This is a genomic window from Isoptericola sp. NPDC056134 (assembly GCF_042264825.1).
GTDB classification, from domain to species: domain Bacteria; phylum Actinomycetota; class Actinomycetes; order Actinomycetales; family Cellulomonadaceae; genus Isoptericola; species Isoptericola nanjingensis.
The window spans coordinates 50,636-76,924 of the sequence record NZ_JBHJVM010000009.1 but is presented as its reverse complement, the minus strand read 5'-3'; the positions used below and the strand labels follow the sequence as shown (position 1 = coordinate 76,924).

Here is a 26,289-nt window from a genome sequence, read left to right as displayed (position 1 = left end):
GCGTCCCGCCGGTCAGGCCCGCCCAGGGCCCGCGCCACCGCCGGACGGCGGCACCAGCTCGACGCCCCACGTCTCGCGCACCACGTCCCGCCCGTCAGACGTCAGCCGCAGCCCCCGCCCGCTCGTCCGCGCCACCCATCCGGCGTCGAGGAAGCGGGCGCCGACGGCGGCGCCGAGCGCACCGGCCAGGTGCACGCGGCGCTCGGTCCAGTCCAGGCAGGCCCGCGTCGTCGGGCGGCGGGCGGCGGCCGCGCCGTCCACGTCCACGCCGAGACCGCGCAGCCCGTGGGCGCCCGCGTCCGTAAGGGCGAGGACGTCGGGATCGTCCAGCCACCCCCGCGCGACGCACGCCTCGGCCAGCCCCACGCCGAGCCGGCCCGCGAGGTGGTCGTAGCAGAACCGGGCCGCCGCCAGCCGGTCGGCCTCCCGGCTGCGCCGCAGCCCCGCCACGGGCAGAGGGCCCGCCAGCGCGCCGAGCGCCTCCAGGGCGTCGGCCACGTCGGGTCCCGCGAGGGCGAAGTACCGGTGCCTGCCGCGGGCGCGGCCGGTCACCAGCCCAGCGGCGACGAGCACCGCCAGGTGCTCCGACGCAGCGGGGGCGCCCACGCCCGCCGCCCTCGCCAGCTCCCCGGCAGGGCGTGCCGTGCCGTCCATGAGGAGCCCGACCATCGCCGACCGCGCCGGCGCGGACAGCGCCCGCCCGACGTCGGTGAAGTCCCGGTCCCGCCCATCACCACCCATGACCCCGACGATACGGCGACGACGCTTCGGCGGACGCCGAAACGTCCCGGGTCTACGGTCGCCGCATGACCGCCTCTGACGCCCCCGCCCCGCAGGACCTCGAGGTCCACCTGCCCGGCACGCCCGGCGCCCTGGCCGACCTGGGCGAGACGCTCGGGCGCGCCGGCGTCAGCCTGGAGGGCGGCGGCGTGACCGGCCTCGACGGCGGCCGCGTCGCCCACTTCCTCGTCGACGACGGGCCCCGCGCGGTCGCCGCGCTGGTGGCGGCGGGCCTCGGGCCCGCGGTCGCCCGCGACGTCGTCACCACCCGCCTCGCCCAGGACCTCCCCGGGCAGATGGGCGCGTTCGCGCGCCGCCTCGCGGAGGCGGGCGTCGTGGTCCGGACCCTGTACAGCGACCACGACGGCAACCTCGTGCTGCTCGTCGCGGACGACGACCTCCCGGCATGCCGGGACGTGGTGCGCGCGTGGGACGCCGACCGCGAGTCCGCGCGCACGGCCGGCGGGACGGCCGGCTACCGCTAGAGCCCGAGCTGGACCGTCACGCCGGGCCGGCCGGCCGGCGGCTCCTTCGAGATCTCCGCGTACGCCGCGGCGAGCAGGGTCGGGTCCGGCCCCTCGAGGCGCGTCGGCTTCGCGACGTCGTCCAGCACGACGAAGCGCAGCAGGTTCCCGCGCGTCTTCTTGTCCCGCTGCATGGCGGCGAGGAGCTTGTCCCAGCGGTCGCCGCGGTAGGTGGTCGGCAGGCCGAGCGAGTCGAGGATCGACCGGTGCCGGTCCACGACGGCGTCGTCGAGCTTGCCGCCGAGCCGGGCGAGCTCGGCCGCGAAGACCATCCCGACCGCGACCGCGGCGCCGTGCCGCAGCTGGTAGCGCTCGGTGAGCTCGATCGCGTGCCCCAGGGTGTGCCCGTAGTTGAGGATCTCCCGCAGCCCCTGCTCCGTGAGGTCCTCCCCCACCACGCGGGCCTTGACGCGCACCGACCGTTCGATGAGCTCGGTCAGCACGGCCCAGGTCTCGGGCGAGGCGTCCGAACCCTTCCACTCCCGGAGCTCGTCGGCGTGCTCCTCGACGAGCTCGAGGATGCGCGGGTCGGCGATGAAGCCCGTCTTGACGACCTCCGCCATGCCGGCGACGAGGTCCCAGCGGTCGAGGGTCTCCAGGGCCGCCAGGTCGCACAGCACCCCGGCGGGCGGGTGGAAGGCGCCCACGAGGTTCTTGCCCTCGGCCGTGTTGATGCCCGTCTTGCCGCCCACGGCGGCGTCGACCATCGCGAGCAGCGTGGTCGGCACGTGCACGACCTTGATCCCCCGCAGCCACGTGGCCGCGACGAACCCTGCCAGGTCGGTCGTCGCGCCGCCGCCGACGGAGACGATCGCGTCCGAGCGCGTGAAGTCGGCCTGCCCCAGCACCTGCCAGCAGAACGCCGCCACCTGGGCGGTCTTCTGCTCCTCGGCGTCCGGGAGCTCGACGGCGAACGCCTCGTAGCCCTGCGCGACGAGGTCCTCGCGCACGGCCTCGCCGGTGGCCTGCAGCGACGCGGGATGCATGACCAGCACCCGCCGCACCCCGTCCCCGAGCAGGCCCGGCAGCTCGCCGAGCAGGTGTCGTCCGACGACGACGTCGTAGGACGGGGCTTCGTTCGTGCTGCCCTGCACGGTCACGCGGACCGTCATGACTGGACCTCCTGTGCCGATGTGCCCGCGGCCGCGTCGTGCTGCGCCGCGCCTTGCTGTGCCGAGCCGCCCGTCACCCCGGCGTGCACCTGCGCGGCGACCTCGTGCGCGGGACGCTCGTCGGAGACCACGTGCACCGTGGCGAGGCGCTCGTAGGTGGGCCGACGCGCCTGCATCAGCTCGACCCACCGCGCCCGCGGGTTGCCCACGAGCAACGGACGGGACTGGTTGAAGCCGACGCGGGGCGCGGCGTGCGCGAGGGAGACGTCCAGGAAGACGACGGTGCCGCCGCCCGCGACGTAGCCCTCGAGCGCCCGCTGGGTGTGCTCGTCCATGATCGCGCCGCCGCCGAGCGCGAGGACGCCGGGGTGGCAGGCCAGGGCCGTGGTGACGGCCTCCCGCTCGAGCTCGCGGAACCGCGGCTCGCCGTCCTCCACGAAGATGTCGGCGACCGGCTTGCCCGCGGTGTCCTCGACGTCGGCGTCCGTGTCCCGGAACGCGACACCGAGCCGCTGCGCGAGCAGGCGGCCGACGGTCGTCTTGCCGCTGCCGGGCGGGCCGATGAGGACGGCGCGAGGGACGCCCGCGCTCATCGGAGTAGCTCGGGGATCGAGGCCAGGTACGACTCGGCGTTGCGCCGCACCTCGGCCACCGAGTCCCCGCCGAACTTCTCCACGACGGCCTGCGCCAGCTCGAGCGCCACCATCGCCTCCGCGACGACGGCGGCGGGCGGCACCGCGCACACGTCCGAGCGCTGGTGGTGGGCGGTGACGGCCTCGCCCGTCGCGACGTCGACCGTCGCCAGGGCGCGCGGCACGGTGGAGATCGGCTTCATCGCGGCGCGCACGCGCAGCACCTCGCCGTTCGACATGCCGCCCTCGATGCCGCCCGCACGGTTGGAGCGGCGGTGGATGTGGCCGTCGTCCCCGCGCTCGATCTCGTCGTGCGCGGCCGAGCCGCGGCGGCGGGCGGTGCGGAAGCCGTCGCCGACCTCCACGCCCTTGATCGCCTGGATGCCCATGAGCGCGCCCGCCAGCCGGGCGTCGAGGCGCCGGTCGCCCTGCACGTAGCTGCCGAGGCCGGTGGGCACGTCGTAGGCGAGCACCTCGACGACGCCGCCCAGCGTGTCGCCGTCCTTGCGGCACTCGTCGATCTCCGCGACCATCGCCGCGCTCGTCGTGGCGTCGAAGCAGCGCGCCGGGTCGGCGTCGAGGGCGGCGACGTCCTCGGGCGCGGGCAGGTCGGTGCCCTCGGGCACCTCGACCGGGCCGATCGCCACGACGTGCGACACCAGCCGGACGCCGACGGCCTGCTCGAGGAACTTCGCCGCGACCAGGCCCAGCGCGACGCGCGTCGCGGTCTCGCGCGCCGACGCCCGCTCGAGCACCGGTCGCGCGTCGTCGAACCCGTACTTGCGCATCCCGACGAGGTCGGCGTGGCCCGGGCGCGGCCGGGTGAGCGGACGGTTGCGCGCGATCTCCCGCTCGTCACCGGTGCCGGCGTCGACGAGCAGCGCCTCGCGGTCGACGGGGTCCGGCGACATGACGTCGGTCCACTTGGGCCACTCGGTGTTGCCGATCTCGAAGGCCAGCGGGCCGCCCTGCGTGATCCCGTGGCGCAGGCCGCCGAGGACGCGCACCGCGTCCTGCTCGAACTTCATCCGGGCGCCGCGGCCGTAGCCGAGCCGCCGGCGGGCGAGCGCGGCCTGGATGTCCGCGGTCACCACCTCGACGCCGGCGGGCAGTCCCTCCAGCACCCCCACGAGTGACGGACCGTGCGACTCCCCCGACGTCATCCAGCGCAGCATGCCTGCGATTCTTCCACGCTCGCGCCGCCGGTCCGTCCGGTGGTCAGCGGGCGGACGCGGGCGCCGTCAGGGCCCGGCCGAGCGCGTCGTCCATGGCCGCGACCGGGGCCGTGCGCCCGGTCATGAGGCGCACCTGCTCCACCGCCTGGTGCAGCAGCATCCGCTCGCCCCCGACGACGGTGCCGCCCGCGTCCGACCAGGCGGTCGACAGGGCGGTGGGACGCGGGTCGTAGACGACGTCGAGCAGCACGCCGGCGGGCGTGCCGCCGTGGGCGGCGAGCGCGGCCGCGACCGGGTCGGCGGCGTAGGCGGGCATGGTGGAGACGACGACGTCGGCGTCCCGCAGCGCGCCGAGCGACGCCGACGGGTCGAGCACCTCGAACCGCGGGGACACGCCCATGCGTGCCGCCGCCTCCTGCAGGCCCGCCGTCCGGCCGAGGGAGCGGACCAGGACGCGCGGCGTCGTGCAGCCGAGCTCGCCCAGCGCAGCCAGCGTGGACGCGGCCGTGGCGCCGCCGCCGAGGACGACGGCGCTCTGCGCGCCGGCGCCGGAACGCCCCTGGGCGGCGAACCCCTCGCGCAGCGCGGTGACCAGGCCGTAGACGTCGGTGTTCGTGCCCGTGAGCGTCACCCCGCACTGCGCGGGGCCGACGAGCACCGTGTTGACGGCGCCCACGGCCACGGCGAGCGGGTCGACGTGGTCCACGAGGTCCATGACCGCGTGCTTGAGCGGCATCGTGACGCTCAGTCCGGCCCAGCCGAGGTCCAGCCCTCGCACCAGTGCCGGGAGGTCCGCCACGGTCGTGTCGATCGCGGAGTACTCCCACCCCTCGAGGCCGAGGGCGTCGTACGCGGCGGTGTGCAGGACGGGCGAGAGGGAGTGCGCGACGGGGTGTCCCAGCACCGCCGCTCGTCGGGTGACCGTCATGTCAGCCGGCGTTCTCCGAGGCCCACTTCTGGTACTCGGCGCGGTACTCGAGGAACTCTTGGTAGTTGTCCGTGAACTTGGTCTCGCCGGTGTCCAGGTTCACCGTCACGTACCAGTTCCAGTCGCCCTCGGGCGGGTCGAGGACGGCCTCGACCGACGGCCGACCCGGGTTGGCGATCGGCGTGGGCGGGAGCCCGGTGTTCTTGCGGGAGTTGTACGGATCGCTCGCGTCTGCGAACTCCGACTTCGTGATCTCGTCCGCCGGCTTGCCGAGCCCGTAGGAGTTGATCGCGTCCAGGTACAGCGCCTCGTCGCGGTCCAGGCGGTTCTCGATCACGCGTGCGACCTCGCCCCGGTACCCGTCCGGCGCCTCCTTCTCGACCAACGACGCCTTGTTCAGGACGTCCTGCCAGTCGGACTTCTCGACCCCGAGCGACTCCAGCTCCTTCTTCGTCTGGTCCACCATCGCCGTGAGCAGGGTCGTGGCGTCGTCGCCCGGCTGCACGGTGTACGTCTTCGGGAACAGCCAGCCCTCGGCGTTGCCGTCGGCCTGCTTCGGCAGCCCGAACGACCCCGGGTCCTTCAGCGCCTTCTCGAGCTCCTTCGGCGTGATGTCCGTGACCGAGCCGACCTTGTCGACGACCTGCGCGACCGTGTACCCCTCGGGGATGGTCACGTTGGTCTGCAGCTTCTCGTTCTTCACCAGCGCGGCGACGGCGTCCGACGCCTTCATCTCGGCCTGCAGCTGGTAGGTGCCGGGCTGGATGCCGGCGGCGGCCGGGTTCTGGCCGAACGCGTCCGTGAACGCGCCGACGCTGGCCACGACGCCGGCCTCCTGCAGCACCGTGCCCATCTGGCCGCCGGTGGCCCCCTCGGGGATGACGACGTCGACGGGGTCCCCGCCCGGTCCCGGGTAGTCGTCGTTCTGCGAGCCGATGAAGGGCAGGTCGCCGACGAGCGAGTCCATGCGGTCCCAGAGCAGGTAGGCACCCGCGCCCACGAACGCGAGCACCACGACCAAGACCACCGCGGTGCGCTGCCTGCGGCGGCGCTTGCGCTTGGCGGCGGCCCTCCGGCCGGCGGCCGAGCGGCGCCGCGAGGGTGCCGCAGGCGCCTCCTGGAGGGCGGGGTGCTCGAAGAGGTCCGTCACGCCGGGTTCTTCCTTCTGACAGGGCCTGGGGTGGGCACGGTGGGTCGGGTGCTGCCGTCCGGGCTGGTCAGGCGCCCGGTCGCCGCAGCTCGACGAGCTCGCCGGCGCGCTCCCCCGCCGACCGCTCCACGTCGAGTGCAGATTGCAGAATGATAACGGCTGCGGCCTGGTCGACGACAGACCGGTGGGTCTTGGTGCGTCGCCCCGCCGACCGCAGCTGCGCGTGCGCCGTCACGGTCGTCATCCGCTCGTCCACCAGACGCACCTCGACGGGCGCGACGGCGGCCGCCAGCCGGGAGGCGAAGTCGCGCGCGTCCGCGGTGGCCGCGCCCTCCGCCCCGGACAGGTGCCGCGGCAGCCCGACGTACACGACCGCGGCGAACCGCTCCTCGGCCTCCGTCGCGATCCGCGCGACGTCGGGCGTCACCGTGGGCGCGCCGTCGGCGCCCGCGGGCACCTCCAGCACGCGAGGCACGGTCTCGACCGGCGTCGCGACGAGGCCGTCGGGGTCGCTGCCCGCCAGCCCGATGCGTGCCTTGCCGACGTCCACCCCGAGGCGCGCGCCCCGCGGCAGCCCGCGGGGCACGGCCGGCTCCGGCGACGGTCCCGTCACGCGCCCGCCTGGGCCGCGCGCACACCCTCGGACACGCCGGCCAGCGCGGCCGGCAGCGCCGACGCGTCGGTGCCGCCGCCCTGGGCCAGGTCCGGCTTGCCGCCGCCCCCGCCGCCCAGCGCCTTCGCGGCGACCTTGACGAAGTCGCCGGCCCGCAGGCCCGCGTCGCGCGCCCCGGCGTTCGTGCCGACGACCACCAGGGGACGGCCGCCCGCGACGCCCCCGACGGCGACGAGCACGGCCTCCGCGTCGCCCAGGCGCCCGCGCACGTCGAGCACGAGGGCGCGCAGGTCGTCGGCCGAGGCCACCTCGCCGGCGTCGTGCGCCACCACCCGCACGTCGCCGACGCGCTCCGCCTGCGCGGCGAGCGTGCCCGCCGCGGCGAGGATGCGGTCCTGGCGCAGGCCCGCCAGCTCCTTCTCGGTGTCCTTCAGGCGCGTGAGCAGCGAGCCCACGCGGTCGGCCAGCTCGTCCGGGCGCGCGCCCAGGAGGCCGGTGAGCTGGCCCACCAGGGCGTGCTCCTTGGCCTGGAAGCCGTACGCGCCGTCGCCCACGAGAGCGTCCACGCGGCGCACGCCGGAGCCGATCGAGGCCTCGCCGAGCAGCGCGACGCGACCCACCTCCCCGGTGGCCCTGACGTGCGTGCCGCCGCACAGCTCACGCGACCAGTCGCCGCCGATCGAGACGACGCGCACGGTGTCGCCGTACTTCTCGCCGAACAGCGCCATGGCACCCAGCTCGCGGGCGCGGGCGATCGGCATCGTCGCGTCCGTCACCTCGAGGTTCTCGGTGAGGCGCGCGTTGACCCGCTCCTCGATCTCGCCGAGGGCGTCCGCCGCCACCGGCGTCGGCGACCGGAAGTCGAAGCGCACGCGGCTCGGGGCGTTCTCCGAACCTGCCTGGGTGCGGTCCGGCCCGACCATCTCGTGCAGCGCCTTGTGGATCATGTGCGTGGCCGAGTGGGCGCGGCTGATCGCGACGCGACGCGCGACGTCGATCGTCGCGGTGCCGGGGTCGCCCAGCGCCACCGTGCCCTCGACCAGACGGCCGCGGTGCACGGACAGGCCCTTCACCGGGCGCTGCACGTCGTCGACCTCGATGGTCGCGCCGCCGTCGAGCACGATCGTGCCCTGGTCGGCGAGCTGGCCGCCGGCCTCCGCGTAGAAGGGCGTGCGGTCGAGGACGACCTCGACGTCGGCGGGCGCGGTCGCCGCGGGGGCGGGCACCCCGTCGACGAGCAGACCGGCCACCGTCACCGCGGACTCCGTGTCGGTGTACCCGAGGAACTCGACCGGCGCGGACAGCTCCTTGTTCAGGTGCTCGTACGAGCGGAGGTCGGCGTGGCCCGTCTTCTTCGCGAGCGCGTCGGCGCGGGCGCGCTGCTTCTGCTCCGCCATGAGGTCGCGGAACGCCTTCTCGTCCACCTGGACGCCCTGCTCGGCCGCCATCTCGAGCGTGAGGTCGATCGGGAAGCCGTACGTGTCGTGGAGCTGGAACGCCTCGGCGCCACCGAGCACCGGGGTGCCGCCGTCCGCTCCGTCCGAGGCCCGCGACTTCGCGCGACCCACGGCCGTGTCCAGGATGGTCGTGCCCTGCGCGAGCGTGCGGCGGAAGGCGTCCTCCTCCGCGTACGCGACGTCGCTGATGCGGGCGAAGTCGGCCTCCACCTCCGGGTAGGACGCCTTCATCGCGTCCTTGGACACGGGCAGCAGCGAGGGGAGCGCGACCTCGTCGACGCCGAGGAGGCGCACGGCGCGCACGGCGCGACGGACGAGGCGGCGCAGCACGTAGCCGCGGCCCTCGTTCGACGGGCGCACGCCGTCCCCGATCACCATGAGCGACGAGCGGACGTGGTCGGCGATCACGCGCATCCGCACGTCGTCCTCGGGGTCGGCGCCGTAGCGCTTGCCCGTCAGCTCCTCGACACGCGCGATGACGGGGTACACCTCGTCGATCTCGTAGAGGTTCTCCTTGCCCTGCAGCAGGTAGGCGATGCGCTCCAGGCCCGCGCCGGTGTCGATGCTCTTGTGCTCGAGCTCGCCCAGCAGCGGGTAGTTCTTGCCCTGGCCCTCGCCGCGCACGAACTGGTCGAAGACGAGGTTCCAGATCTCCAGGTAGCGGTCGCCGCCCGGGTCGACCGTGCCGCCCACGGCGTCGGGGCCGTACGCGGGGCCGCGGTCGTAGTGCCACTCGGCGCAGGGGCCCGCCGGGCCGGGCTGGCCCGTGTCCCAGAAGTTCTCCTCGCGGGGCAGGCGCACCACGTGCTTCGGGTCGAGCCCGACGCCCTTCGTGAGCGCGTCGAAGGCCTCGGCGTCCTCCTCCCAGATGGTCACCCAGAGGCGGTCGCCGTCGAGGCCGTAGCCGCCCTGGCCCTGGTCGGTCGTGAGGAGCTCCCACGCGAAGTCGATCGCCTCGCGCTTGAAGTAGTCCCCGAACGAGAAGTTGCCGTTCATCTGGAAGAACGTGCCGTGCCGCGTGGTGCGGCCCACGTTCTCGATGTCGTTGGTGCGGATGCACTTCTGCACGCTCGCGACCCGCGGCCACGGCGCCGGCTCCGTACCGAGGATGTACGGGATGAAGGGCACCATGCCCGCGATCGTGAACAGGATCGACGGGTCCGGCGAGACCAGGGGTGCGCTGGGCACGATCGCGTGGTCCTTCGACTCGAAGTAGTCGAGCCAACGCTTGCGGATCTCGGCGGTGCGCATGGTGTCCTTCAATGATGTCGAGGCCGATGTCGAGGCTGACGTCAGACCGGTACGGCTGGTGACGGGTGTGACGAGCGGGTGGCCGCCCGCCGGGGGCGGCCGACCCCTATTCTCGCGCCCGCCGGGGGATGGTCGGAACGGGATCTCGCGGAGCGGGGATCAGAACGAGTAGCCGAGGTCCGCCTCGTCGGCGGCGACCTCGGCCTCGGTGTCGGGCCGTCCGTCGGGCGCGGATGCCGCGTGCCGGGCTCGTCCGGGCCCTCCGCGCAGGTCGGCGGCGCGCAGCCCGCTCGCGCGGACGTCGTCCGGGTCCGGCTGCCCCTCGGCGAGCAGCGCGGCGGTGAGCTCGGCTTCCCGGGCGCTGCGGGCCTGGGCGAACTCCCGCCGGAACGTGGCGACGAAGGTCTCCGCCCGGCGTCCGGCGTCCTGCGCCGCACGCTCCGCGCGGTCGACCACCGCCTCGGGCGCGTACTGCGCCACGATCTTGCGGCCACGCTGGACGACGACGACCGTCACCACGACGCCCACGCCGACCCAGAACAGCCGGCGCATCAGCGGCCGGCCTTCGCGTCGTCGCCGCGGCCCGAGCGCGAGGCCCGGGCGAACGCCTGGCGCACGCCGTAGGAGAACGCCGCGACCTTGACCAGCGGGCGGCCGAGCGTCGAGGCGTACAGGCCGGCCAGCGCCGACACGTTCTCGCTGACCTGGGCAGCCGAGGTCGTGATCGTGTCCACCTTGACCAGCTGGTCGTTGGTGGAGGCCACCGTGGTGGCGGCCTCGTCGAGGATCGGCACCGAGTGCTCCGTGACCTCGCGGATGGAGCGCGTCGCCTCGTCGAGCACGCGCCCCAGCTTCACGAGCGGGATCGCGAGCAGGCCCACGAGCAGCACGAACGCGACGGCCGCGATGAGCCCGGCCACGTCACCCATCGACATCAGATCTCTCCTCGCACAGGCGTCAGACGGTCGGTCGTCACCCTATCCCGGGTGACCGGCCACGAACGGCGGACGCCCCGCCCCCCGCGAGGCGGGTGACGGGGCGTCCGAGGTGCTGCGGACTCGTCCGCGGCGATGCGCAGGATCAGCGCGCGTAGAACTCGACCACGAGCTGCACCTCGCAGGTCACGGGGACCTCGGCGCGCTTCGGCTTGCGGGTCAGCGTGGCCGACAGCTTCTCGAGGTTCACGTCGAGGTAGCCCGGGACGGCCGGCAGGACGTCGCGGTGCGCACCGGCGGCGGCGACCTGGAACGGCGTGGTCGTCTGCGACTTCGGCTTGACCTGGATGGTCTGGCCCGGCTTCACGCGGAACGACGGACGGTCGACGATCTTGCCGTCCACCAGGATGTGACGGTGCGTCACGGCCTGGCGGGCCTGCAGGATGGTGCGGCCGAAGCCGGCGCGCAGCACGAGCGCGTCGAGACGCGTCTCGAGGTCCTCGACCATGACCTCACCGGTCAGGCCCGGGTGCTTGCGGGCGTTCTCGTACACCTTGAGGAGCTGCTTCTCGCGGAGCGCGTACTGCGCGCGCAGACGCTGCTTCTCGCGGAGGCGGACCGCGTAGTCCGACTCGGTGCGGCGGCGGGCGCGGCCGTGCTCACCCGGGGGGTACGGGCGCTTCTCGAAGTGGCGGACGGCCTTCGGGGTCAGCGCGAGGCCGAGCTTGCGGCTCAGGCGGACCTGGCGGCGCGACTTGGTGACAGCGGTCACTGGTTGCTTCCTGTCCTGTGGTGATGGATGAGGTCACACCCGACGTCCGCCCCGTGGAGGGGAGGTCTCGGGTGCGGGACCAGCCGATGGAGCTCCTGCGCGGGGCGGGTGCTCACGGGGCCGAGGTCCCAGGTGGTCGCCGGAAACGGCAACCGCAGCATCTTACCGCATCCCGCGGGGCGCCCCGGCCCGGCGGGCTCCACCCATGCCTCCTCCGGCAAGGTCTTGTCGCCGGCGTCGCCCGGGCGCTTGACTGTGCACCGCCGGCACGGCGCCGGTCGGTCGCCCGAAGGAGTCGCCCCGATGCCCTCCCCCGTCACCCTCTCGCCCCGCTCCGCCGAGGTGGTCCGCTCCACCCTGCCCGTGGTCGAGGACTCGATCGACGACATCACCACGATCTTCTACCGCACCCTCCTGGACGAGCACCCCGGCCTGCTCGGGTCGATGTTCTCCCCCGAACGCATCACCGACGGCAGCCAGCAGCGCGCGCTCGCGGCCGCGATCACCTCGTGCGCGGCGATGCTCGTCGCCGACGAGGACGCCGACCCCCGCGACGTGCTCGCCCCGGTCGCCCAGCGGCACCGCGCGGTCGGCGTGGAGCCGGCCCAGTACGAGGTGGTCCACCAGCACCTGTTCGCCGCCATCGTCGCGGTGCTGGGGGACGCGGTGACGCCGGAGGTGGCGGCCGCCTGGGACGAGGTCTACCGGACGATGGCGGGCACCCTCATCGAGCTCGAGGCCGCCTGACGCACGGTCGCCGGCCGGTAGGCGCGTCAGGCGTCGTCCAGGATCTGCCGGATCCGCGCCACCCGGTCGGTGACCTGCTTCTCGAACCCGCGGTCGCTCGGGTCGTAGTACCGCCGCCCCGCGAGCTCGTCGGGGAGGTACTGCTGCGCCGCGATCGCGTGCGGCGCGTCGTGCGTGTACCGGTATCCCTTGCCGTGCCCGAGCCCCTCGGCGCCCGCGTAGTGCGCGTCACGCAGGTGCGGCGGCACGACGCCCACCTTCCCCGCCCGCACGTCCGCGAGCGCCGCGTCGATCCCCTGGTACGCCCGGTTGGACTTCGGCGCGGTCGCCAGGTGCACGACCGCCTCCGCGAGGACGATCCGCCCCTCGGGCATCCCGATGAGCTGGACGGCCTGCGCCGCCGCCACCGCGGTCTGCAGGGCGGACGGGTCGGCCATGCCGACGTCCTCCGCCGCGGAGATCACGAGACGCCGCGCGATGAAGCGCGGGTCCTCGCCCGCGGCCACCATCCGGGCCAGGTAGTGCAGGGCGGCGTCCACGTCCGAGCCCCGGATCGACTTGATGAACGCCGAGACGACGTCGTAGTGCTGGTCGCCGTCGCGGTCGTACCGCACGGCGGCGACGTCGACGGCGCGCTCGACCGTGTCGAGGTCCACGGCGACCGGGTCCCCGGGCGTGCGGCCGGGGACCGCGTCCGCGAGGGCCGCGCCGGCGGCGGCCTCCAGGATGGTCAGGGCCTTGCGCGCGTCCCCGCCCGCCATGCGCACGAGCTGGTCCTCGGCCTCGTCCGTCAGCTCGACGGCGCCGTCCAGGCCGCGCTCGTCCGCGACGGCGCGGCGCACGAGGGCGCGGACGTCGTCGCCGGTGAGGGGCTTGAGCGTGAGGAGCAGGGACCGGCTCAGCAGCGGGGAGTTGACCGAGAACGACGGGTTCTCCGTGGTGGCGGCCACCAGCGTCACCCAGCGGTTCTCGACGCTGGGCAGCAGCGCGTCCTGCTGCGTCTTGGAGAAGCGGTGCACCTCGTCGATGAAGAGGACGGTCTCCTCGCCGCCGGTGGCGAGACGCCGCCGGGCGTCCTCGACGACCTGGCGCACCTCCTTCACGCCGGCGGTGACCGCGGAGAGCTCGACGAACCGCCGCCCGGACACCGTCGCGACGAGGTACGCCAGCGTGGTCTTGCCCACGCCGGGCGGCCCCCACAGGATCACGGACCCCGGGGCGGCACGGCGCGCGGACTCGTCGTCCGGCTCCACCAGGCGGCGCAGCGGCGATCCCGGCACGAGCAGGTGCGCCTGGCCCGCGACCTCGTCGAGGGCGGCCGGCCGCATGCGCACGGCCAGGGGGGCGCTCGGGCCGCTGCGGCCGGTCGCCGGCGTGCCGCGGGTGCCGGTGAGCGCGGCGTCGAACAGGTCCATGCGGCCCAGCCTACGGAGCGCCACCCACGCCCCGGGCCCGCGTCACGGCTCGGGGGATGTGATGTAGCGCTCGACGGTCGGCGCGAGCCAGGCGACGACGTCCGCGCGGGACATCTCGGCCGCGGGCCCGAACTTCAGCACGTACCGCAGCAGCGCCATCCCGAGGATCTGCGACGCGACCAGCGTCGCGCGGCGGGGCGCGTCGGCGGGGTCGTGGCCGAAGCGCTCCGCGGCGGGCACGAGCTGGTCGCGGAAGACGCCGCGCAGGCGCTCGGCGCCCGCCGGGTTCGTGACGCCGACGCGCAGCAGCGTGACGAGCACGCCGTCGCGCTCCCACAGCTCCAGGAAGTGCGTGACCAGCACGCGGCCGAGGCCCTCCGCGGGGATCCGCGCGGGGTCGGGGATGTCGAGGGCCACGTCCACCACCCGCGCGAAGAGGCCCTCCTTGGAGCCGAAGTAGCGGATGACCATCGAGGGGTCGATGCCCGCCTGCCCGGCGATGGCCCGCACCGTCGCGCCGTCGTAGCCGTCCTGGGCGAACCGGTCCCGCGCGGCCTCGAGGATCGCGGCGCGGGTGGCGTCCGAGCGCCGGGGTGCGGGGGTGACGTCCATGCCGAGAGCATATGCCAACACCTGTTGACCTTGCGGGCCGACAGGCCTACCGTCGAACATGCCAACGCTTGTTGACGTCGGGAGGGATCATGAGCGCGCGCAACAGGACGACATCGGACCCGGTGGCGGACGTGGTGGTGGTCGGGGCCGGGCCCACCGGGCTGCTCCTCGCCGGCGACCTCGCCGCGGCAGGGGCGCGCGTGACCGTCCTCGAGAAGCGGCCTGCGGGCCTGAGCAACCTCACCCGCGCGTTCGCGGTGCACGCGCGCAGCCTCGAGGCGCTCGACGCGCGCGGGCTGGCGGACGAGCTGCTCGCCACCGGCCGGCGGGTGCGGAGCATCCGCGTGTTCGGGCGGGCCGACGTGCGCCTCGACACGCTGCCCGGCCGGTTCCCCTTCGTGCTCGTCACGCCGCAGTACGAGGTGGAGCGGCTGCTGCGCCGGCGTGCGGAGGAGGCGGGCGCCGTGTTCCGGCACGGGATGCGCGTCACCGACGTGGGCCAGGACGACGGCGGCGCCTCGGTGCTGGCGGCCGACGAGACCGGCGACGGGGCCGGCCACGAGGGAGGCGACGCGGCTGCGGGCGCCCTGGTCCGGTTCCGCGCGCCGTGGGTGGTCGGTACGGACGGCGTGCGCTCGACGGTGCGGCGGGCGGCGGGCCTGCCGTTCCCCGGGGAGACGGTGATCCGCGCGATGGTGCTGGCCGACGTCCGCCTCGCCAGGCCCCCGCAGGACGCGCTCACCGTGGCGTCGTCCGGGGGTGCGCTCGGCTTCCTCGCGCCGTTCGGCGACGACTGGTACCGGTTCATCGGCTGGGACGAGGCGCTCGACCCCGGCCACGAGGGGCCCGTGGATCTCGACGAGGTGCGCGCCGTCGCGCGGGCGACGCTCGGCGACGACCACGGCATGGCGGAGCTGCGGTTCGCCACCCGGTTCGCCGCCGACGAGCGCCAGGTGCCGCGGTACCGGGTCGGGCGCGTGCTGCTCGCGGGCGACGCCGCGCACGTGCACAGCCCGGCGGGCGGGCTCGGCATGAACACGGGGCTGCAGGACGCCGCGAACCTGTCGTGGCGCCTCGCCGCCGTGGTGCGTGGCGCCGACGACGCGCTGCTGGACGAGTACTCGGCCGAGCGGCACCCGGTGGGCGCCCAGGTGCTGCGCGCGAGCGGGACCCTGCTGCGGCTCGCCACCCGCCCGGGACCGGCCGCAGCCGCGGTGCGCGCGGCGGGCGCCACGCTCCTGTCCCGCGCGGCGCCCGTGCGCCGCCGCGCCGCGGGCGTGGTGTCGGCGCTCGGCGTGCGCTACCCGGCCCCGCCCGGGGCGCACCATGCCGCCGGGCGCCGCGTGCCCGACCTGCCGCTGGTCGCGGGCCCCTCGGGGTCGCGCCTGGCCGAGGCCCTGCGCGAGGGGCGCTTCGTGCTCGTCGGGCCCGCGGAGGGCTCCCCGGCGACGGTCCCGCCGGGACCCGGTGAGGTCGACGCCGCCGAGCGGGTGGTGGTGCGGCGCGCGGACGGCCGCGACGCGACGCTGCTCGTGCGCCCCGACGGCTACCTCGCCGACGCCCGGGTGCCGGCGGCGACGTCAGGGGCGTGAGCTCTCGAACTCCTGACCCAGGACGTACCCCAGCCGCCGGTACACGCTGCGGGCGGCGACGTTGTGGGCGTACACGCCCAGCGTGACCATCGACGCCTCGGAGACCCCGGCGCGGGTCGCCGAGGCCGTCACGGCCGCCCCGATCCCCCGGCCCCGCCACGCCGGGTCCGTCCCGATCGACCCCAGGGTCCACGGCCGCCCCGGCACGCGGCGCGACGCGCCTGCCACGGCGCGCACGACGCCGTCGTCGTCCCGCCAGCCCCACCAGCGGGACCGCGGCTCGCCCACGGGCAGCTCGCCGTCCGGGTTCGCGACCGCGAGGCAGGCGGCCGCCTCGGCACGTCCGGCGTCGCCCAGCAGCTCGACGACCCGCTCCTCGCCCGCGACGACGGCGGGCGGTCCCGTGACGGCGTACCAGTCCCAGGCGTCGAACGGCGCATGGTCGAACGGCGCGGGGACGACGGCGCCGCCGCACGCGCCGGACGCCGACACCGCGGCGTAGGTGCCGCGCGGCATGGACGCCCGCACGACCGGCCCCAGCCCGCCAGGGCGAAGCTCCGCCTCCGCGGCGAGGAGCAGACGTGCCGCGCCCTCGGCGCCGCCCACGGCCAGCAGGCTGACCCCGGCCGCGTCGTGGTCGACGGCCAGCGGGCGCCCCCCGTCGATCCGCTCGCGCCAGCGCAGCCGCACGAGGAACGCGTCGTCGTCGTGCCAGACGTGGCTGGCGTCCCACCCGCTGTGGGCGGCCTCGGCGACCACGACGGGGTGGTGCGCCCAACGGGGAGGCACGCTCGCCCCGGCCACCTGGGTGACCGGGGCGAGCGACGGCGCGTCGAGGGAGAGCGTCACTCCCCGTCGGCCTGGGGGACGGCGTCCACCCCGGCCTCCTTGCGCTGCTCGGGCGTGATCGGGGCGGGGGCCTCGGTGAGCGGGTCGTAGCCGCCGCCCGACTTCGGGAACGCGATGACGTCGCGGATCGACGCCGACCTCGTCAGCAGCGCGACGATGCGGTCCCAGCCGAACGCGATGCCGCCGTGCGGCGGGGCGCCGAACTTGAAGGCGTCGAGGAGGAAGCCGAACTTCTCCTGCGCCTCCTCGGGGCCGATGCCCATGACGTCGAACACGCGCTCCTGCACGTCGCGGCGGTGGATACGGATCGAGCCGCCGCCGATCTCGTTGCCGTTGCAGACGATGTCGTAGGCGTAGGCGAGCGCGTTGCCCGGGTCGGACTCGAAGCTGTCGACCCACTCCGGCTTGGGCGACGTGAACGCGTGGTGCACGGCGGTCCAGGCGGAGTGGCCCAGGTCGACGTCGTCGTCCTCGCCGGTCGGCTTGAACAGCGGCGCGTCCACGACCCAGACGAACGCCCAGGCGTCCTCGTCGACCTGGCCGGTGCGGTGCGCGATCTCGAGCCGGGCCGCGCCGAGCAGCGCGCGGGCCTCGGCGGTCTTGCCCGCCGCGAAGAACACGGCGTCGCCCGGCTGCGCACCGGTGGCGGCGGCGAGGCCCTCGCGCTCGGCGTCGGACAGGTTCTTGGCGACCGGGCCGCCCAGCGTGCCGTCCTCGCCGTAGGTGACGTACGCGAGGCCCTTGGCCCCGCGCTGCTTGGCCCACTCCTGCCAGGCGTCGAACTGGCGGCGCGGCTGCGACGCGCCCCCGGTCATGACGACGGCACCCACGTACTCGGCCTGGAAGACCCGGAACGGGGTCTCGGCGAAGTAGTCCGTCAGCTCGACCAGCGGGTTGCCGAAGCGCAGGTCAGGCTTGTCCGTGCCGTACAGGCGCATGGCCTCGGCGTAGGTCATACGGGCGATCGGCGTGGGGATCTCGACGTCGATCAGCCTCCACAGGGCGGCGAGGACCTGCTCGGCGAGCGCGATGACGTCGTCCTGGTCGACGAAGCTCAGCTCGACGTCCAGCTGCGTGAACTCCGGCTGGCGGTCGGCGCGGAAGTCCTCGTCGCGGTAGCAGCGTGCGATCTGGTAGTAGCGCTCCAGCCCGCCGACCATGAGCAGCTGCTTGAACAGCTGGGGGCTCTGCGGCAGCGCGTACCAGGAGCCGGGCGCCAGGCGCGCGGGCACCAGGAAGTCGCGCGCGCCCTCGGGCGTCGAGCGGGTCAGCGTGGGCGTCTCGACCTCGACGAAGTCGTGCTCGTCGAGCACGCGACGGGCCGCCTGGTTCGCCTTGGCGCGCAGCCGCAGGGCGTGTGCCGGCGCGGGGCGGCGGATGTCGAGGTAGCGGTGCTTGAGGCGCGCCTCCTCGCCGATCACCTCGGTGTCCGCGAGCGCCGTCGACACCTGGAACGGCAGCGGCGCGGACTCGTTCAGCACGACGACGTCCTTGGCCAGGAGCTCGATCTCGCCGGTGGCGAGGTTCGGGTTGGCGTTCCCCTCGGGGCGGCGACCGACCTCGCCCGTGACCTGGAGGACGAACTCGGAGCGGAGCGGGTGCGCCACCGCCTCGTCGCGGATGACGACCTGGGCGATGCCGGACGCGTCGCGCAGGTCGATGAAGGCCACTCCCCCGTGATCCCGGCGCCGATCGACCCACCCCGTGAGGGTGACGGTCTGACCGATGTGCTCGGCCCGCAGTGAGCCGGCCGTGTGGGTGCGGAGCACGGAGTGTTCCTTTCGAACGGGGTGGGAGGACCGTGTCGCCGGTGGCGACGTCCGGGCGCGCTGGCGCGCCCGTGCGAGTCTAGTCGTTGGCCGGCCCCCTTCTGCGAGGAGATTCCCATGGCGCCACCGATCGCCACCACGACCGCCGTCGACCGCGACGGGCTGCTGGAGGTGCTGCGGGAGCGTCGGCACGGCGTGCTCGTCACCACCCGGCGGGACGGCTCGCCGCAGCTGAGCCCGGTGACGTTCGGCGTCGACACGGATGGCCGGGTGGTGGTCTCGACGTACCCGGACCGCGCGAAGGCCGTGAACCTGCGGCGGGACCCGCGGGCGTCGTTCCTGGCCCTCGGCGACGACTTCGACGACGCCTGGGTGCAGGTGGACGGCACGGCCGAGGTCATCGACGTGCCCGACTCGGTGGAGCCGCTGGTCGAGTACTACCGCGCCGCCGCGGGCAAGGAGCACCCCGACTGGGAGGAGTACCGGGAGGCGATGCTGCGCCAGGGCAAGAGCGTCGTGCGGATCACGGTCGAGCGGTGGGGCCCCGTCGCCACCGGCGGGTTCCCCGCCCGGCTGGTCGAGGGCGCCTGAGAGCCTGGTCACACCCACGGCACGGCCTGCCCGGCGGGCCGTAACGTCGACCCCATGGCGACGTTGCCCGACCCCGTCTGGCCCGTGCTCGTCCTCGCGCTCGTCTCCGCGGGCGACGCGCTCCTGTGCGTGAGACCCGCGGCGTTCATCGCGCAGTGCTTCCGGGACGTGAACTTCCCGGAGCGCTGGTGGTGGGTGATGCCGTGGATCAAGGCCGCCGCCGCGGCCGGGCTCGTCGCCGGGATCTGGATCCCCTACCTCGGGCTCGTGACCGCCGTCTGCCTGGTCGTGTACTTCGTGCTCGCCCTGATGTTCCACGTCCGGGCGCGGGACTTCGGCCGCAACTTCTTCGTCAACGCCACGGGCATGTTCCTGCTGTGCCTGTTCGTGCTGTGGTTCTCGTTCCTGCGCTGAGCCCGCCTGTGCCTCAGAAGAGCACCTGCTCGACGTCCGCGCCGGCCACCTGGAGCCCGCCGCCGTCGCGAGGCATCCCCGCGAGCGCCCCGGACGGGTAGTCACCCTCGTCGTGCGGCGTGAGGTCGTCCGGGAACCGCCCCGTGGCGCCCGACCGCGAGCGGTGCCCGGACGAGCGGAAGCCGCGCTCGGTGAGGAGAGGCTCGACCCGGTCCCACAGCCACTGCCGGTAGGCCTCGAGCGCGTAGGCGCCGCGGGCGTACACGCGCCCGTAGCCGGCGACGGCGCGTGGGTGCTCGCGCTCCAGCCACTGCAGGTACCACTCGCGGGTGCCGGGCTTGAGGTGCAGCGGCACCACGGTGACTCCCGTGGCACCGGCGTCCGCGACGGCGTCCAGCAGGCGGCGCAGGTGGTCGCGGGAGTCGGTCAGCCAGGGCAGCACCGGGGCCACCATGACGCCGCAGGGCAGGCCCGTGGCCCGCACCGCGCGGATCAGGTCGAGGCGCGCCCGGGGTGTCGGCGTCCCCGGCTCGACCGACTGCTGCAGCTCCTCGTCGGCGGGCGAGTCGGCGAAGCCGAGGGAGACCCCGAGCCCGACCTCGACGCGCTGCGCCGCCTCGGCGATCAGCGGCAGGTCCCGACGCAGGAGCGTGCCCTTGGTGAGGATCGAGAACGGCGTGCCGGAGTCAGCGAGCGCCCCGATGACGCCGGGCATGAGGCGGTACCGCCCCTCGGCCCGCTGGTACGGGTCGGTGTTGGTGCCCATCGCCACCGGCTCCCGCGTCCAGGCCGGCCGCGCCAGCTCGGCGCGCAGCACCTCGGCCACGTTCGTCTTCACCACGACCTGGGAGTCGAAGTCCCGGCCGGCGTCCAGGTCGAGGTACTCGTGGGTGGGGCGGGCGAAGCAGTTGTGCGAGACGACCCCGTTCGCGATGAAGTCGCCGGTGCCGGTGGTGATGTCGATCATCTCCTGCTCGAAACCCAGGTCCTCGATGCTCACGACGCGCAGGTCGGCGGCTGTCTTGACGGCCCCACCGAGCACGGAGAGCTTCCGGGTGATCGCCGGGCGCACGAGACGGAAGAAGCGTTGCCGGGAGGGAAGCCCACCCACGACCCGCACGCCCCCGACGCCGCGAGGGCTGGAGCGCTCTCGGACGTTCGGCACACCGAGCCGATCCATGGATGCGCTCGTCCTGGAGAGGATCTCCTCGTCCTTGTTCGAGACGCGGAGGATGCCCCGCGAAAACGATCCTTCCGCATCGAAGATGCCCGCCAGGAACCCCCTCGACCACTCTTCGGTCGGGTCACCGGGCCAGGCCACCAACCGGTTGATCTTCTCGTAGTCCGCACGGCGACCGGTGTATATGCAGTCGATCGCCCGACGGGTCGCGGACGCGGCGCTGAACGGGCGACGCTTGAGCGCGACGCCTTCCTGCGTGAGGTAGTCGGCCGAGCGCTCCAGAGCTTCCGCGTCGGCCGACGCCAGACGGACATGGGTGACGCGCACCGGCCGCCCGGAAGCCCTTGTGTACGTCTTGTCGAGGCGCATGCCGCCACCGCGGATCATGCCCGTGAGATAGCCGCGCCGGTACTCCTTCGAGGGTCCAGCAACCGTCGGCTCGGCGGCGGCCCTCCCGTTGCCGAACCCCATGAGCGTGTTGTTCAGCGTCAGGAACGGACGCTGCGGGTAGCCGCGCTCCTGCCGCGCCACATGTTTCCAGCCGCGCCCGCTGACCAGGAACCGGTGGTCACCGCTGGCCACGATCTCCGTCCCGTCGGCCAGGGTCACGCGGTACGCCCGACGGATGGTCCGCCACCAGGCGAGGACCGCCGTCGCCTCGTACCTCCGATATCGGCCGTCGACGACCGTCCCGACGATCTGCTCCCCCACCCGGATGTCGCGAATCGGCTTCTGCCTCCCGTCGGCCATCAGAACCAGGGTCTCCGGGCTGGTGCAGTAGCGGCACGCATGACTGCATCCCCGGTACGGGTTGACGGTCCACCCGAACGGCATCTTCGATGCGGCGGGCACCTTGGACAGCGCGCTCTTCGCGAGCACCTCGTGGAACGTGACGTCGGCGAACTCCGGCGTCCGCACCGTGCGCACCAGGCCGAGCCGCCCCAGGGCGGAGCGTTCGAGCCCGGGCAGGGCACCGTCGTCGGCGCCGACCGTCTGACCATCCCATCTCACGCCATCATTCGAACAGACGTTCGACTCGCTGTCCAGCCCGCCCGGCGTCAGCGGCGGAGCCGCGCGAGCGCCCGGCGGGCCCGATCCCGCCACGGCAGCGGGCGCCGGGCCAGCTCCGCGAGCAGCACCGCGACCGTGTCCAGGGCGGCCGCGGTCACCTCGCGCGGTCGCGGCGTGTCGGGGTCGGTCCAGTCGTCGCCGGGCGGGACGGGCAGCAGGTCGGCCAGGTCGCCGTGCACGGTCACGTCCTGGTCGCGCAGCCAGGCGACCCAGGTCTCGCTGAGCTCTGCCACCCACGGGTGGTCGTCGGGCCCCAGGGCGATGGGGGTGGACCGCCTCGGCGCGAGCGCGTCCCCGGCGACGACGCCGTCGACGAGCGGCGAGAGGGCACCGCCGCGCCGCACCGCGTCCCCGAGCCGGCGGTTGAGGCCGCGCAGCACCTGCGCCTCGGGCGCCCCGACCGAGGCGTTCGACCGCTCGGCGTCCCGCGGCGCCCAGGCGGGGTCGACCTCGACGGCCTCCAGGAAGCGGAGCCAGAGCGTGTCCCCGGCGCCGCCCGCCGGCGGCGCGGTCACCACGTGGACCCGCGAGGCAGGGAGGTCCGCGGCCCACACGGTCAGCACGTGGGTCGGGTCCACGGAGTCCAGGAACGCGGACCGCCCCGCCCTGACCCGGTCGAGGTAGGCGCGCAGCGTCGTCCTCGCGCCGAACTTCAGCGTCTCCTGCCATCCGCTCGCGAGCTCGCGCGCCAGGTCGCGGACGGTGAGCACCACGTGGACCTCGGCGCCGGTCGCCGCCAGGTCCGCGAGCACCCGGGCCGCCTGGGCCGGGTCCGCCCTCGCCAGCAGCTCGTGGCTGACGACGACGTCTCCCCGCGCCCGCCGCACCTGGCCCACCAGGCGGTCCCACGCGCCGCGCAGTCGCCGCGGGTCGATGCCGTGCCGCGCCCCCGTGGCGTCCAGCGCGGCCCAGTAGTGCACCCTCGGCTCGCCCAGCGGCCCGCTGGGGTACAGCACCCCGTGCCGGCGCAGGTCGTGGCGGTTCGCGTGGAGACGCGACTGCAGGTAGGTGGTGCCGGACTTGGGCGCGCCCACGTGCAGGAAGACTCGGCTCGGCATGGGCCCAGCGTCGCACGACGCCCTGTGCGAGCCCTGGACGGCGTCCGCCCGTGGCTCGGCTTCACAACGCCAGCGAGACCCCCGACCGCGACGTGGCGAACAGCCCGTCCGCGCCCTGGAGCGTGAGCGCCGGGACCGGCGCCGCGGCGAGGTCCGACGACCGGTAGCGCTTGAGGTCCCCGCGGTAGACGACGGTGCCGGGCACGTCCAGCAGCGTCTGCGGGCGCACCTTCCAGCGCGGGACGCCCAGGTCGCACACCCCCGCGTCGCGCAGCACGTGGTAGACGAACTCGGAGCAGAAGAACCGCCGGTCGTCCTCGGACCCCCGCCCGAGCAGACCGGTCACGAGGCCGGGGGCGTTGTAGGCGTAGGTGTGGCTGTCGAGGAGGAACTCCGCGACGCGAGCGCCCACGGCGTCCCGCTGGCGGGACGTCACGGGGACCTCGAGGACGACGCCCGGCAGCCGGTCCATCCCCCGGTACAGGTCGTCGTCGAGCCGCTCGCGCTTGAAGCAGCCGACGAACGGGTTGGACGCGCGGCGACGCCCGAAGCTGAACATGAGCTCGAGGTCGGCGTCGAGGGCCAGGGCCGCGTGCGTGTACTCGTCCCGCGTCGCGAGGCGGATCGTCCGCGACAGGACGGTGCTGCTGCGGGACAGGACGACGTAGATGCTCACGGCGGTCACCGTACCGTCCCCCGGGCGCCGTCCGGCCAGGTCAGCGGCGAGATCAGGGTGAATCTCAGGGGCGCCTCAGGGTCTTCGGGGGACAACCCCCGCGGGATGGCTCCCGATCAGTTCCGGCCGCCCGCGGGGTCCACCTCTCAGGCCGGTCCCCGCCGGCTGCTTCCCGACCCGAGGAGACCCCCGTGATCACCGTGCAGCGTGGCTTCAGCAGCTTCTCCGTCGACGACCTCGACGCCGTCGAGTCGTTCTACCGGGACGTCGTGGGGCTCCGCGTGCACCGCACGTCCATGGGGCTCGAGCTGGACGTCACCGGCGGCAGCGCCGTCTTCGTCTACCCGAAGGGCGAGGCCCACGAGCCCGCGAGCCACACCGTGCTCAACCTCGTCGTGCCCGACGTCGCCGCCGCGGCGGCGGACCTGCACGCCGCCGGCGTGGACCTGGTGCGCTACCCGGGGTTCGCCCAGGACGCCGACGGCGTCGTGCGCAGCGACGACCCGCGCCAGGGCCCGACCATCGGCTGGTTCCGGGACCCGGCGCGCAACGTCGTCGCGCTCATCGAGGCCTGAGGGACGCCGGGTTCACTCGGCGGCGGCCGGCACGACCCGCGGGAACAGGTCCTCCGCCGGCGGCTCCCACGTCGCGGCGTCCGCGTCCACCTGCTCCCCCGAGCGGATGTCCTTCACCTCGCCGGACAGGACGGCGGGCTCGGTGCCGTCCTCGCCCGGCTGCGCCGGGAACCACACGAACGGGATGCCGCGGCGGTCGGCCACCTTGATCTGCTTGCCGAACTTCGCCGCCGACGGCGCGACGTCGGCGGGAACCCCACGGGCGCGCAGGGCCGCCGCGACCGCGTCGGACCGGTCCCGGTGCGCCTCGTCCGTGACGGCGACCAGCACGGCCGTGGGCACGCCGCGCGTCGCGGCGACCAGCCCTGCGGACAGGAGCCGCGAGACGAGGCGGGAGACGCCGATCGACAGGCCGACGCCCGGGTACGTGTTCTTGCCGTCGGAGGCGAGGGTGTCGTAGCGCCCGCCCGAGCAGATCGAGCCGAGCTGCTCGTGCCCCACCAGCACCGTCTCGTAGACCGACCCGGTGTAGTAGTCGAGGCCGCGCGCGATCTTCAGGTCCGCGACGACGACGCCGGGAGCGCGGCGTGCGGCCGCCTCGATCAGCGCGGCGAGCTCGCCCAGCCCCGTCTCGAGCAGCTCCGTGCCCGCGTCGTAGGACGCCGCGAGGGCCCGGACCCGGTCCACCACGGTCGTGTCCGCGCCCGAGATCGCGGCGAGCTCGAGGCACGCCTTGGCCTGCTCGGGGGCGGCGCCCTGCTCCGCCTGCAGCAGCTCCGCGACGGCGTCCGGCCCGATCTTGTCGAGCTTGTCGACCTGGCGCAGCACGCCCTCGACGTCGTCGAGCCCCAGGCCGCGGTAGAAGCCCTCGGCGACCTTGCGGTTGTTCACGAGGATGCGGACCTCGGGCACGCCGACGTCGCGCAGCGCGCCGAGCGCCTCGGCCATGACGAGCGGGAGCTCGACCTCGTAGTGGTAGGGCAGCTCGCCCGCGCCGACGACGTCGATGTCGGCCTGGACGAACTCGCGGAAGCGGCCGTCCTGGGGGCGCTCGCCGCGCCAGACCTTCTGGATCTGGTAGCGCTTGAAAGGGAAGGCGAGGCGGCCGGCGTTCTCCAGCACGTACCGCGCGAACGGGACGGTGAGGTCGAAGTGCAGGCCGAGCTGCTTCTCGGCCGCCGCTGCCCTGTCGGCCCTCGATCCCTCGGCGTCGCCGTCCTGCTCCTCCTGCAGCCGGCGCAGCACGTAGACCTCCTTCGAGGTCTCGCCCTTGCGCAGCAGCTGGTCGAGCGGCTCCACCGCCCGCGTCTCGATACCGGCGAACCCGTGCAGCTCGAACGTCCGCCGCAGCGTGTCGAGGACGTGCTGCTCGACGACGCGACCGTCGGGGAGCCATTCGGGGAAGCCGGAGAGCGGGGTGGGGCGTGCCATGGGCCTCATCCTCCCAGACGCCGGGGCCGTGTCCGGACCCGTCCCACCGCCGGGGACGGGGCGGACGGGACGGATCAGCGCAGGTGCGGGCGCAGGAAGGGGTTCGTCGCCAGCTCGCGGCCGACGGTGGTGGTCGGGCCATGGCCGGGCACGACGCCGAGCTCCGGGCCGAGCGCGCCCACGACGTCGCGCAGCGTGCGCGCCATGGTGGCGGCGTCTCCACCCGGCAGGTCGGTGCGCCCGACCCCGCCCGCGAAGAGCACGTCTCCCGCGAGGACGACGCCGCCGCCGTGGTCGCCGCCGTGGTCGCCGCCAGAGTCGCCGTCGTGGTCGCCGTCCCGGACGACGAGGAGCGTCGAGCCCTCGGTGTGCCCCGGAGCGTGCAGCGTGCGCAGCCGCACCGCTCCCGCAGCGAGCGCCCCCTCGCCGTCGGGTCCGAGGTCGAGCGGCTCGACGACGGCCGGCGCGCGGTAGTCCTCGGCCCGCCGGCCCGTGGCCGCGAGCGCCTGCGCGAGCGCGCCGCTCACCCCCGGGTCGCCGCCGTCGCGCACCGCAGCGAGGCCCAGCGTCCCGAACGGGTCGGCCAGGCGGTAGGCGTCCGCGGGATGAATGCGGAACGGGACGTCGTACCGCTCGCAGAGCGCCGCGGCGTCCCAGGTGTGGTCCACGTGCCCGTGGGTCGCGACGACGGCGCGCGGGACCAGGCCGCGCTCGGCGACCAGGCGCTCGACGTCGGGGGCGACCCCCGCCCCGGCGTCCACGACCACGCAGTCGGCGTCCCGGCCCTCTGCGCCGGCGACCACGACGCTGCAGTTGGTGGCGAAGACGGGCGCGACGACGAGGAGGATCTGCACCGCGCCACCGTAGCCGCCGCGGCCCGGCCCGGGGTCGCCGCCGCCGTAGCGGATGTGACCTGCGTCCCGGCCTCTAGACTGTCCCCCGCGCGCGGGAGTTCCCGTGCGGCGACCGGGACGAGGCGA

The 26,289-nt window shown here is 74.7% G+C and carries 26 protein-coding genes; 6 read left to right on the top strand and 20 right to left on the bottom strand.

The genetic code is table 11. The annotated features are described in order from the left end of the window. Positions 1–12: 12 nt before the first annotated feature. The gene (locus tag ACFCZN_RS10770) at positions 13–741 is read right to left on the bottom strand and encodes an ArsR/SmtB family transcription factor (RefSeq protein WP_430556768.1); all 729 of its coding nucleotides are present in this window, start codon (positions 739–741) and stop codon (positions 13–15) included. A gap of 65 nt (positions 742–806) precedes the next feature. Here ACFCZN_RS10770 and ACFCZN_RS10765 point away from each other — a divergent pair, with 65 nt between their 5' ends. Further along, positions 807–1,265: a hypothetical protein gene (locus ACFCZN_RS10765; RefSeq protein ID WP_430556767.1), complete on the top strand. Its 459-nt coding sequence runs from the start codon at positions 807–809 to the stop codon at positions 1,263–1,265. Here the strand turns inward: ACFCZN_RS10765 and aroB are convergent. From aroB to rpsD, 10 genes are all read right to left on the bottom strand, one after another. After that, entirely contained in the window at positions 1,262–2,416 is a 1,155-nt protein-coding gene (gene aroB / locus ACFCZN_RS10760) for a 3-dehydroquinate synthase (protein ID WP_429763592.1), read from the bottom strand. The two genes, ACFCZN_RS10765 and aroB, sit on opposite strands and share 4 nt — an antisense overlap. Continuing rightward, a complete protein-coding gene (locus tag ACFCZN_RS10755) occupies positions 2,413–3,009 on the bottom strand; it encodes a shikimate kinase (RefSeq protein WP_430556766.1) in 597 nt (198 codons plus the stop codon). Before ACFCZN_RS10755 ends, aroB begins: the two co-directional genes overlap by 4 nt. Then, complete coding sequence (gene aroC, locus ACFCZN_RS10750; RefSeq protein WP_430556765.1) at positions 3,006–4,223, bottom strand: chorismate synthase; 1,218 nt, start codon at positions 4,221–4,223, stop codon at positions 3,006–3,008. Before aroC ends, ACFCZN_RS10755 begins: the two co-directional genes overlap by 4 nt. A gap of 43 nt (positions 4,224–4,266) precedes the next feature. Next, positions 4,267–5,151, bottom strand: coding sequence for a shikimate dehydrogenase (locus tag ACFCZN_RS10745; protein WP_429763595.1), 885 nt, complete (start codon positions 5,149–5,151; stop codon positions 4,267–4,269). Position 5,152: 1 nt separating this feature from the next. Then, positions 5,153–6,301, bottom strand: a complete 1,149-nt coding sequence (gene mltG, locus ACFCZN_RS10740) for an endolytic transglycosylase MltG (protein WP_429763596.1) — start codon at positions 6,299–6,301, stop codon at positions 5,153–5,155. Positions 6,302–6,368: 67 nt separating this feature from the next. Continuing rightward, positions 6,369–6,914 (bottom strand): Holliday junction resolvase RuvX, encoded by a 546-nt coding sequence (ruvX, locus tag ACFCZN_RS10735; RefSeq protein ID WP_430556764.1) that lies wholly within the window; start codon positions 6,912–6,914, stop codon positions 6,369–6,371. Then, positions 6,911–9,622 (bottom strand): alanine--tRNA ligase, encoded by a 2,712-nt coding sequence (gene alaS, locus ACFCZN_RS10730; protein WP_430556763.1) that lies wholly within the window; start codon positions 9,620–9,622, stop codon positions 6,911–6,913. Before alaS ends, ruvX begins: the two co-directional genes overlap by 4 nt. A gap of 159 nt (positions 9,623–9,781) precedes the next feature. After that, positions 9,782–10,174, bottom strand: coding sequence for a hypothetical protein (locus ACFCZN_RS10725; protein WP_430556762.1), 393 nt, complete (start codon positions 10,172–10,174; stop codon positions 9,782–9,784). Continuing rightward, complete coding sequence (locus ACFCZN_RS10720; RefSeq protein ID WP_429763601.1) at positions 10,174–10,557, bottom strand: DUF948 domain-containing protein; 384 nt, start codon at positions 10,555–10,557, stop codon at positions 10,174–10,176. Before ACFCZN_RS10720 ends, ACFCZN_RS10725 begins: the two co-directional genes overlap by 1 nt. Positions 10,558–10,702: 145 nt before the next feature. Next, positions 10,703–11,329, bottom strand: a complete 627-nt coding sequence (gene rpsD, locus ACFCZN_RS10715) for a 30S ribosomal protein S4 (protein ID WP_429729429.1) — start codon at positions 11,327–11,329, stop codon at positions 10,703–10,705. 303 nt (positions 11,330–11,632) lie between these two features. Between rpsD and ACFCZN_RS10710 the strand changes: the two genes are divergently transcribed. Then, complete coding sequence (locus ACFCZN_RS10710; protein WP_429763602.1) at positions 11,633–12,076, top strand: globin domain-containing protein; 444 nt, start codon at positions 11,633–11,635, stop codon at positions 12,074–12,076. A gap of 26 nt (positions 12,077–12,102) precedes the next feature. On the opposite strand, the gene ACFCZN_RS10705 is transcribed toward ACFCZN_RS10710, so the two are convergent. Both ACFCZN_RS10705 and ACFCZN_RS10700 read right to left on the bottom strand, forming a co-directional pair. Continuing rightward, complete coding sequence (locus ACFCZN_RS10705) at positions 12,103–13,491, bottom strand: replication-associated recombination protein A (protein ID WP_430556761.1); 1,389 nt, start codon at positions 13,489–13,491, stop codon at positions 12,103–12,105. Between the two features lie 42 nt (positions 13,492–13,533). Continuing rightward, positions 13,534–14,103: a TetR family transcriptional regulator gene (locus ACFCZN_RS10700; RefSeq protein ID WP_430556760.1), complete on the bottom strand. Its 570-nt coding sequence runs from the start codon at positions 14,101–14,103 to the stop codon at positions 13,534–13,536. Positions 14,104–14,114: 11 nt separating this feature from the next. On the opposite strand from ACFCZN_RS10700, the gene ACFCZN_RS10695 reads away from it, so the two are divergent. Next, complete coding sequence (locus ACFCZN_RS10695) at positions 14,115–15,695, top strand: FAD-dependent oxidoreductase (protein ID WP_430556759.1); 1,581 nt, start codon at positions 14,115–14,117, stop codon at positions 15,693–15,695. Here the strand turns inward: ACFCZN_RS10695 and ACFCZN_RS10690 are convergent. Continuing rightward, on the bottom strand, positions 15,684–16,544 hold the full coding sequence (locus ACFCZN_RS10690) for a GNAT family N-acetyltransferase (RefSeq protein WP_430556758.1): 861 nt from the start codon (positions 16,542–16,544) through the stop codon (positions 15,684–15,686). The two genes, ACFCZN_RS10695 and ACFCZN_RS10690, sit on opposite strands and share 12 nt — an antisense overlap. Beyond that, positions 16,541–18,313, bottom strand: a complete 1,773-nt coding sequence (gene aspS, locus ACFCZN_RS10685; RefSeq protein WP_430556757.1) for an aspartate--tRNA ligase — start codon at positions 18,311–18,313, stop codon at positions 16,541–16,543. The genes ACFCZN_RS10690 and aspS overlap by 4 nt, the downstream gene beginning before the upstream one ends. A gap of 117 nt (positions 18,314–18,430) precedes the next feature. Here aspS and ACFCZN_RS10680 point away from each other — a divergent pair, with 117 nt between their 5' ends. Together ACFCZN_RS10680 and ACFCZN_RS10675 are read left to right on the top strand one after the other, a co-directional pair. Further along, positions 18,431–18,904, top strand: a complete 474-nt coding sequence (locus ACFCZN_RS10680) for a PPOX class F420-dependent oxidoreductase (RefSeq protein ID WP_430556756.1) — start codon at positions 18,431–18,433, stop codon at positions 18,902–18,904. 54 nt (positions 18,905–18,958) lie between these two features. Continuing rightward, entirely contained in the window at positions 18,959–19,318 is a 360-nt protein-coding gene (locus ACFCZN_RS10675; protein WP_430556755.1) for a DoxX family protein, read from the top strand. Between the two features lie 13 nt (positions 19,319–19,331). Here ACFCZN_RS10675 and ACFCZN_RS10670 read toward each other — a convergent pair whose 3' ends face one another. The 3 genes from ACFCZN_RS10670 to ACFCZN_RS10660 form a co-directional block, all read right to left on the bottom strand. Next, positions 19,332–21,509 carry an intein-containing Rv2578c family radical SAM protein gene (locus tag ACFCZN_RS10670; protein WP_430556754.1) on the bottom strand — a complete coding sequence of 726 codons (2,178 nt, stop codon included), beginning with the start codon at positions 21,507–21,509 and terminating at the stop codon, positions 19,332–19,334. Between the two features lie 47 nt (positions 21,510–21,556). Continuing rightward, a complete protein-coding gene (locus ACFCZN_RS10665) occupies positions 21,557–22,627 on the bottom strand; it encodes a hypothetical protein (protein ID WP_430556753.1) in 1,071 nt (356 codons plus the stop codon). 61 nt (positions 22,628–22,688) lie between these two features. Further along, on the bottom strand, positions 22,689–23,303 hold the full coding sequence (locus ACFCZN_RS10660) for a hypothetical protein (protein WP_429763612.1): 615 nt from the start codon (positions 23,301–23,303) through the stop codon (positions 22,689–22,691). A 191-nt stretch (positions 23,304–23,494) separates the two neighbouring features. On the opposite strand from ACFCZN_RS10660, the gene ACFCZN_RS10655 reads away from it, so the two are divergent. Then, positions 23,495–23,878 carry a VOC family protein gene (locus ACFCZN_RS10655; RefSeq protein ID WP_429763613.1) on the top strand — a complete coding sequence of 128 codons (384 nt, stop codon included), beginning with the start codon at positions 23,495–23,497 and terminating at the stop codon, positions 23,876–23,878. 12 nt (positions 23,879–23,890) lie between these two features. Here ACFCZN_RS10655 and hisS read toward each other — a convergent pair whose 3' ends face one another. Both hisS and ACFCZN_RS10645 read right to left on the bottom strand, forming a co-directional pair. Then, the gene (gene hisS, locus ACFCZN_RS10650) at positions 23,891–25,309 is read right to left on the bottom strand and encodes a histidine--tRNA ligase (RefSeq protein WP_429763614.1); all 1,419 of its coding nucleotides are present in this window, start codon (positions 25,307–25,309) and stop codon (positions 23,891–23,893) included. Between the two features lie 74 nt (positions 25,310–25,383). Further along, on the bottom strand, positions 25,384–26,163 hold the full coding sequence (locus tag ACFCZN_RS10645) for an MBL fold metallo-hydrolase (protein WP_430556752.1): 780 nt from the start codon (positions 26,161–26,163) through the stop codon (positions 25,384–25,386). Between the last annotated feature and the right edge of the window lie 126 nt (positions 26,164–26,289).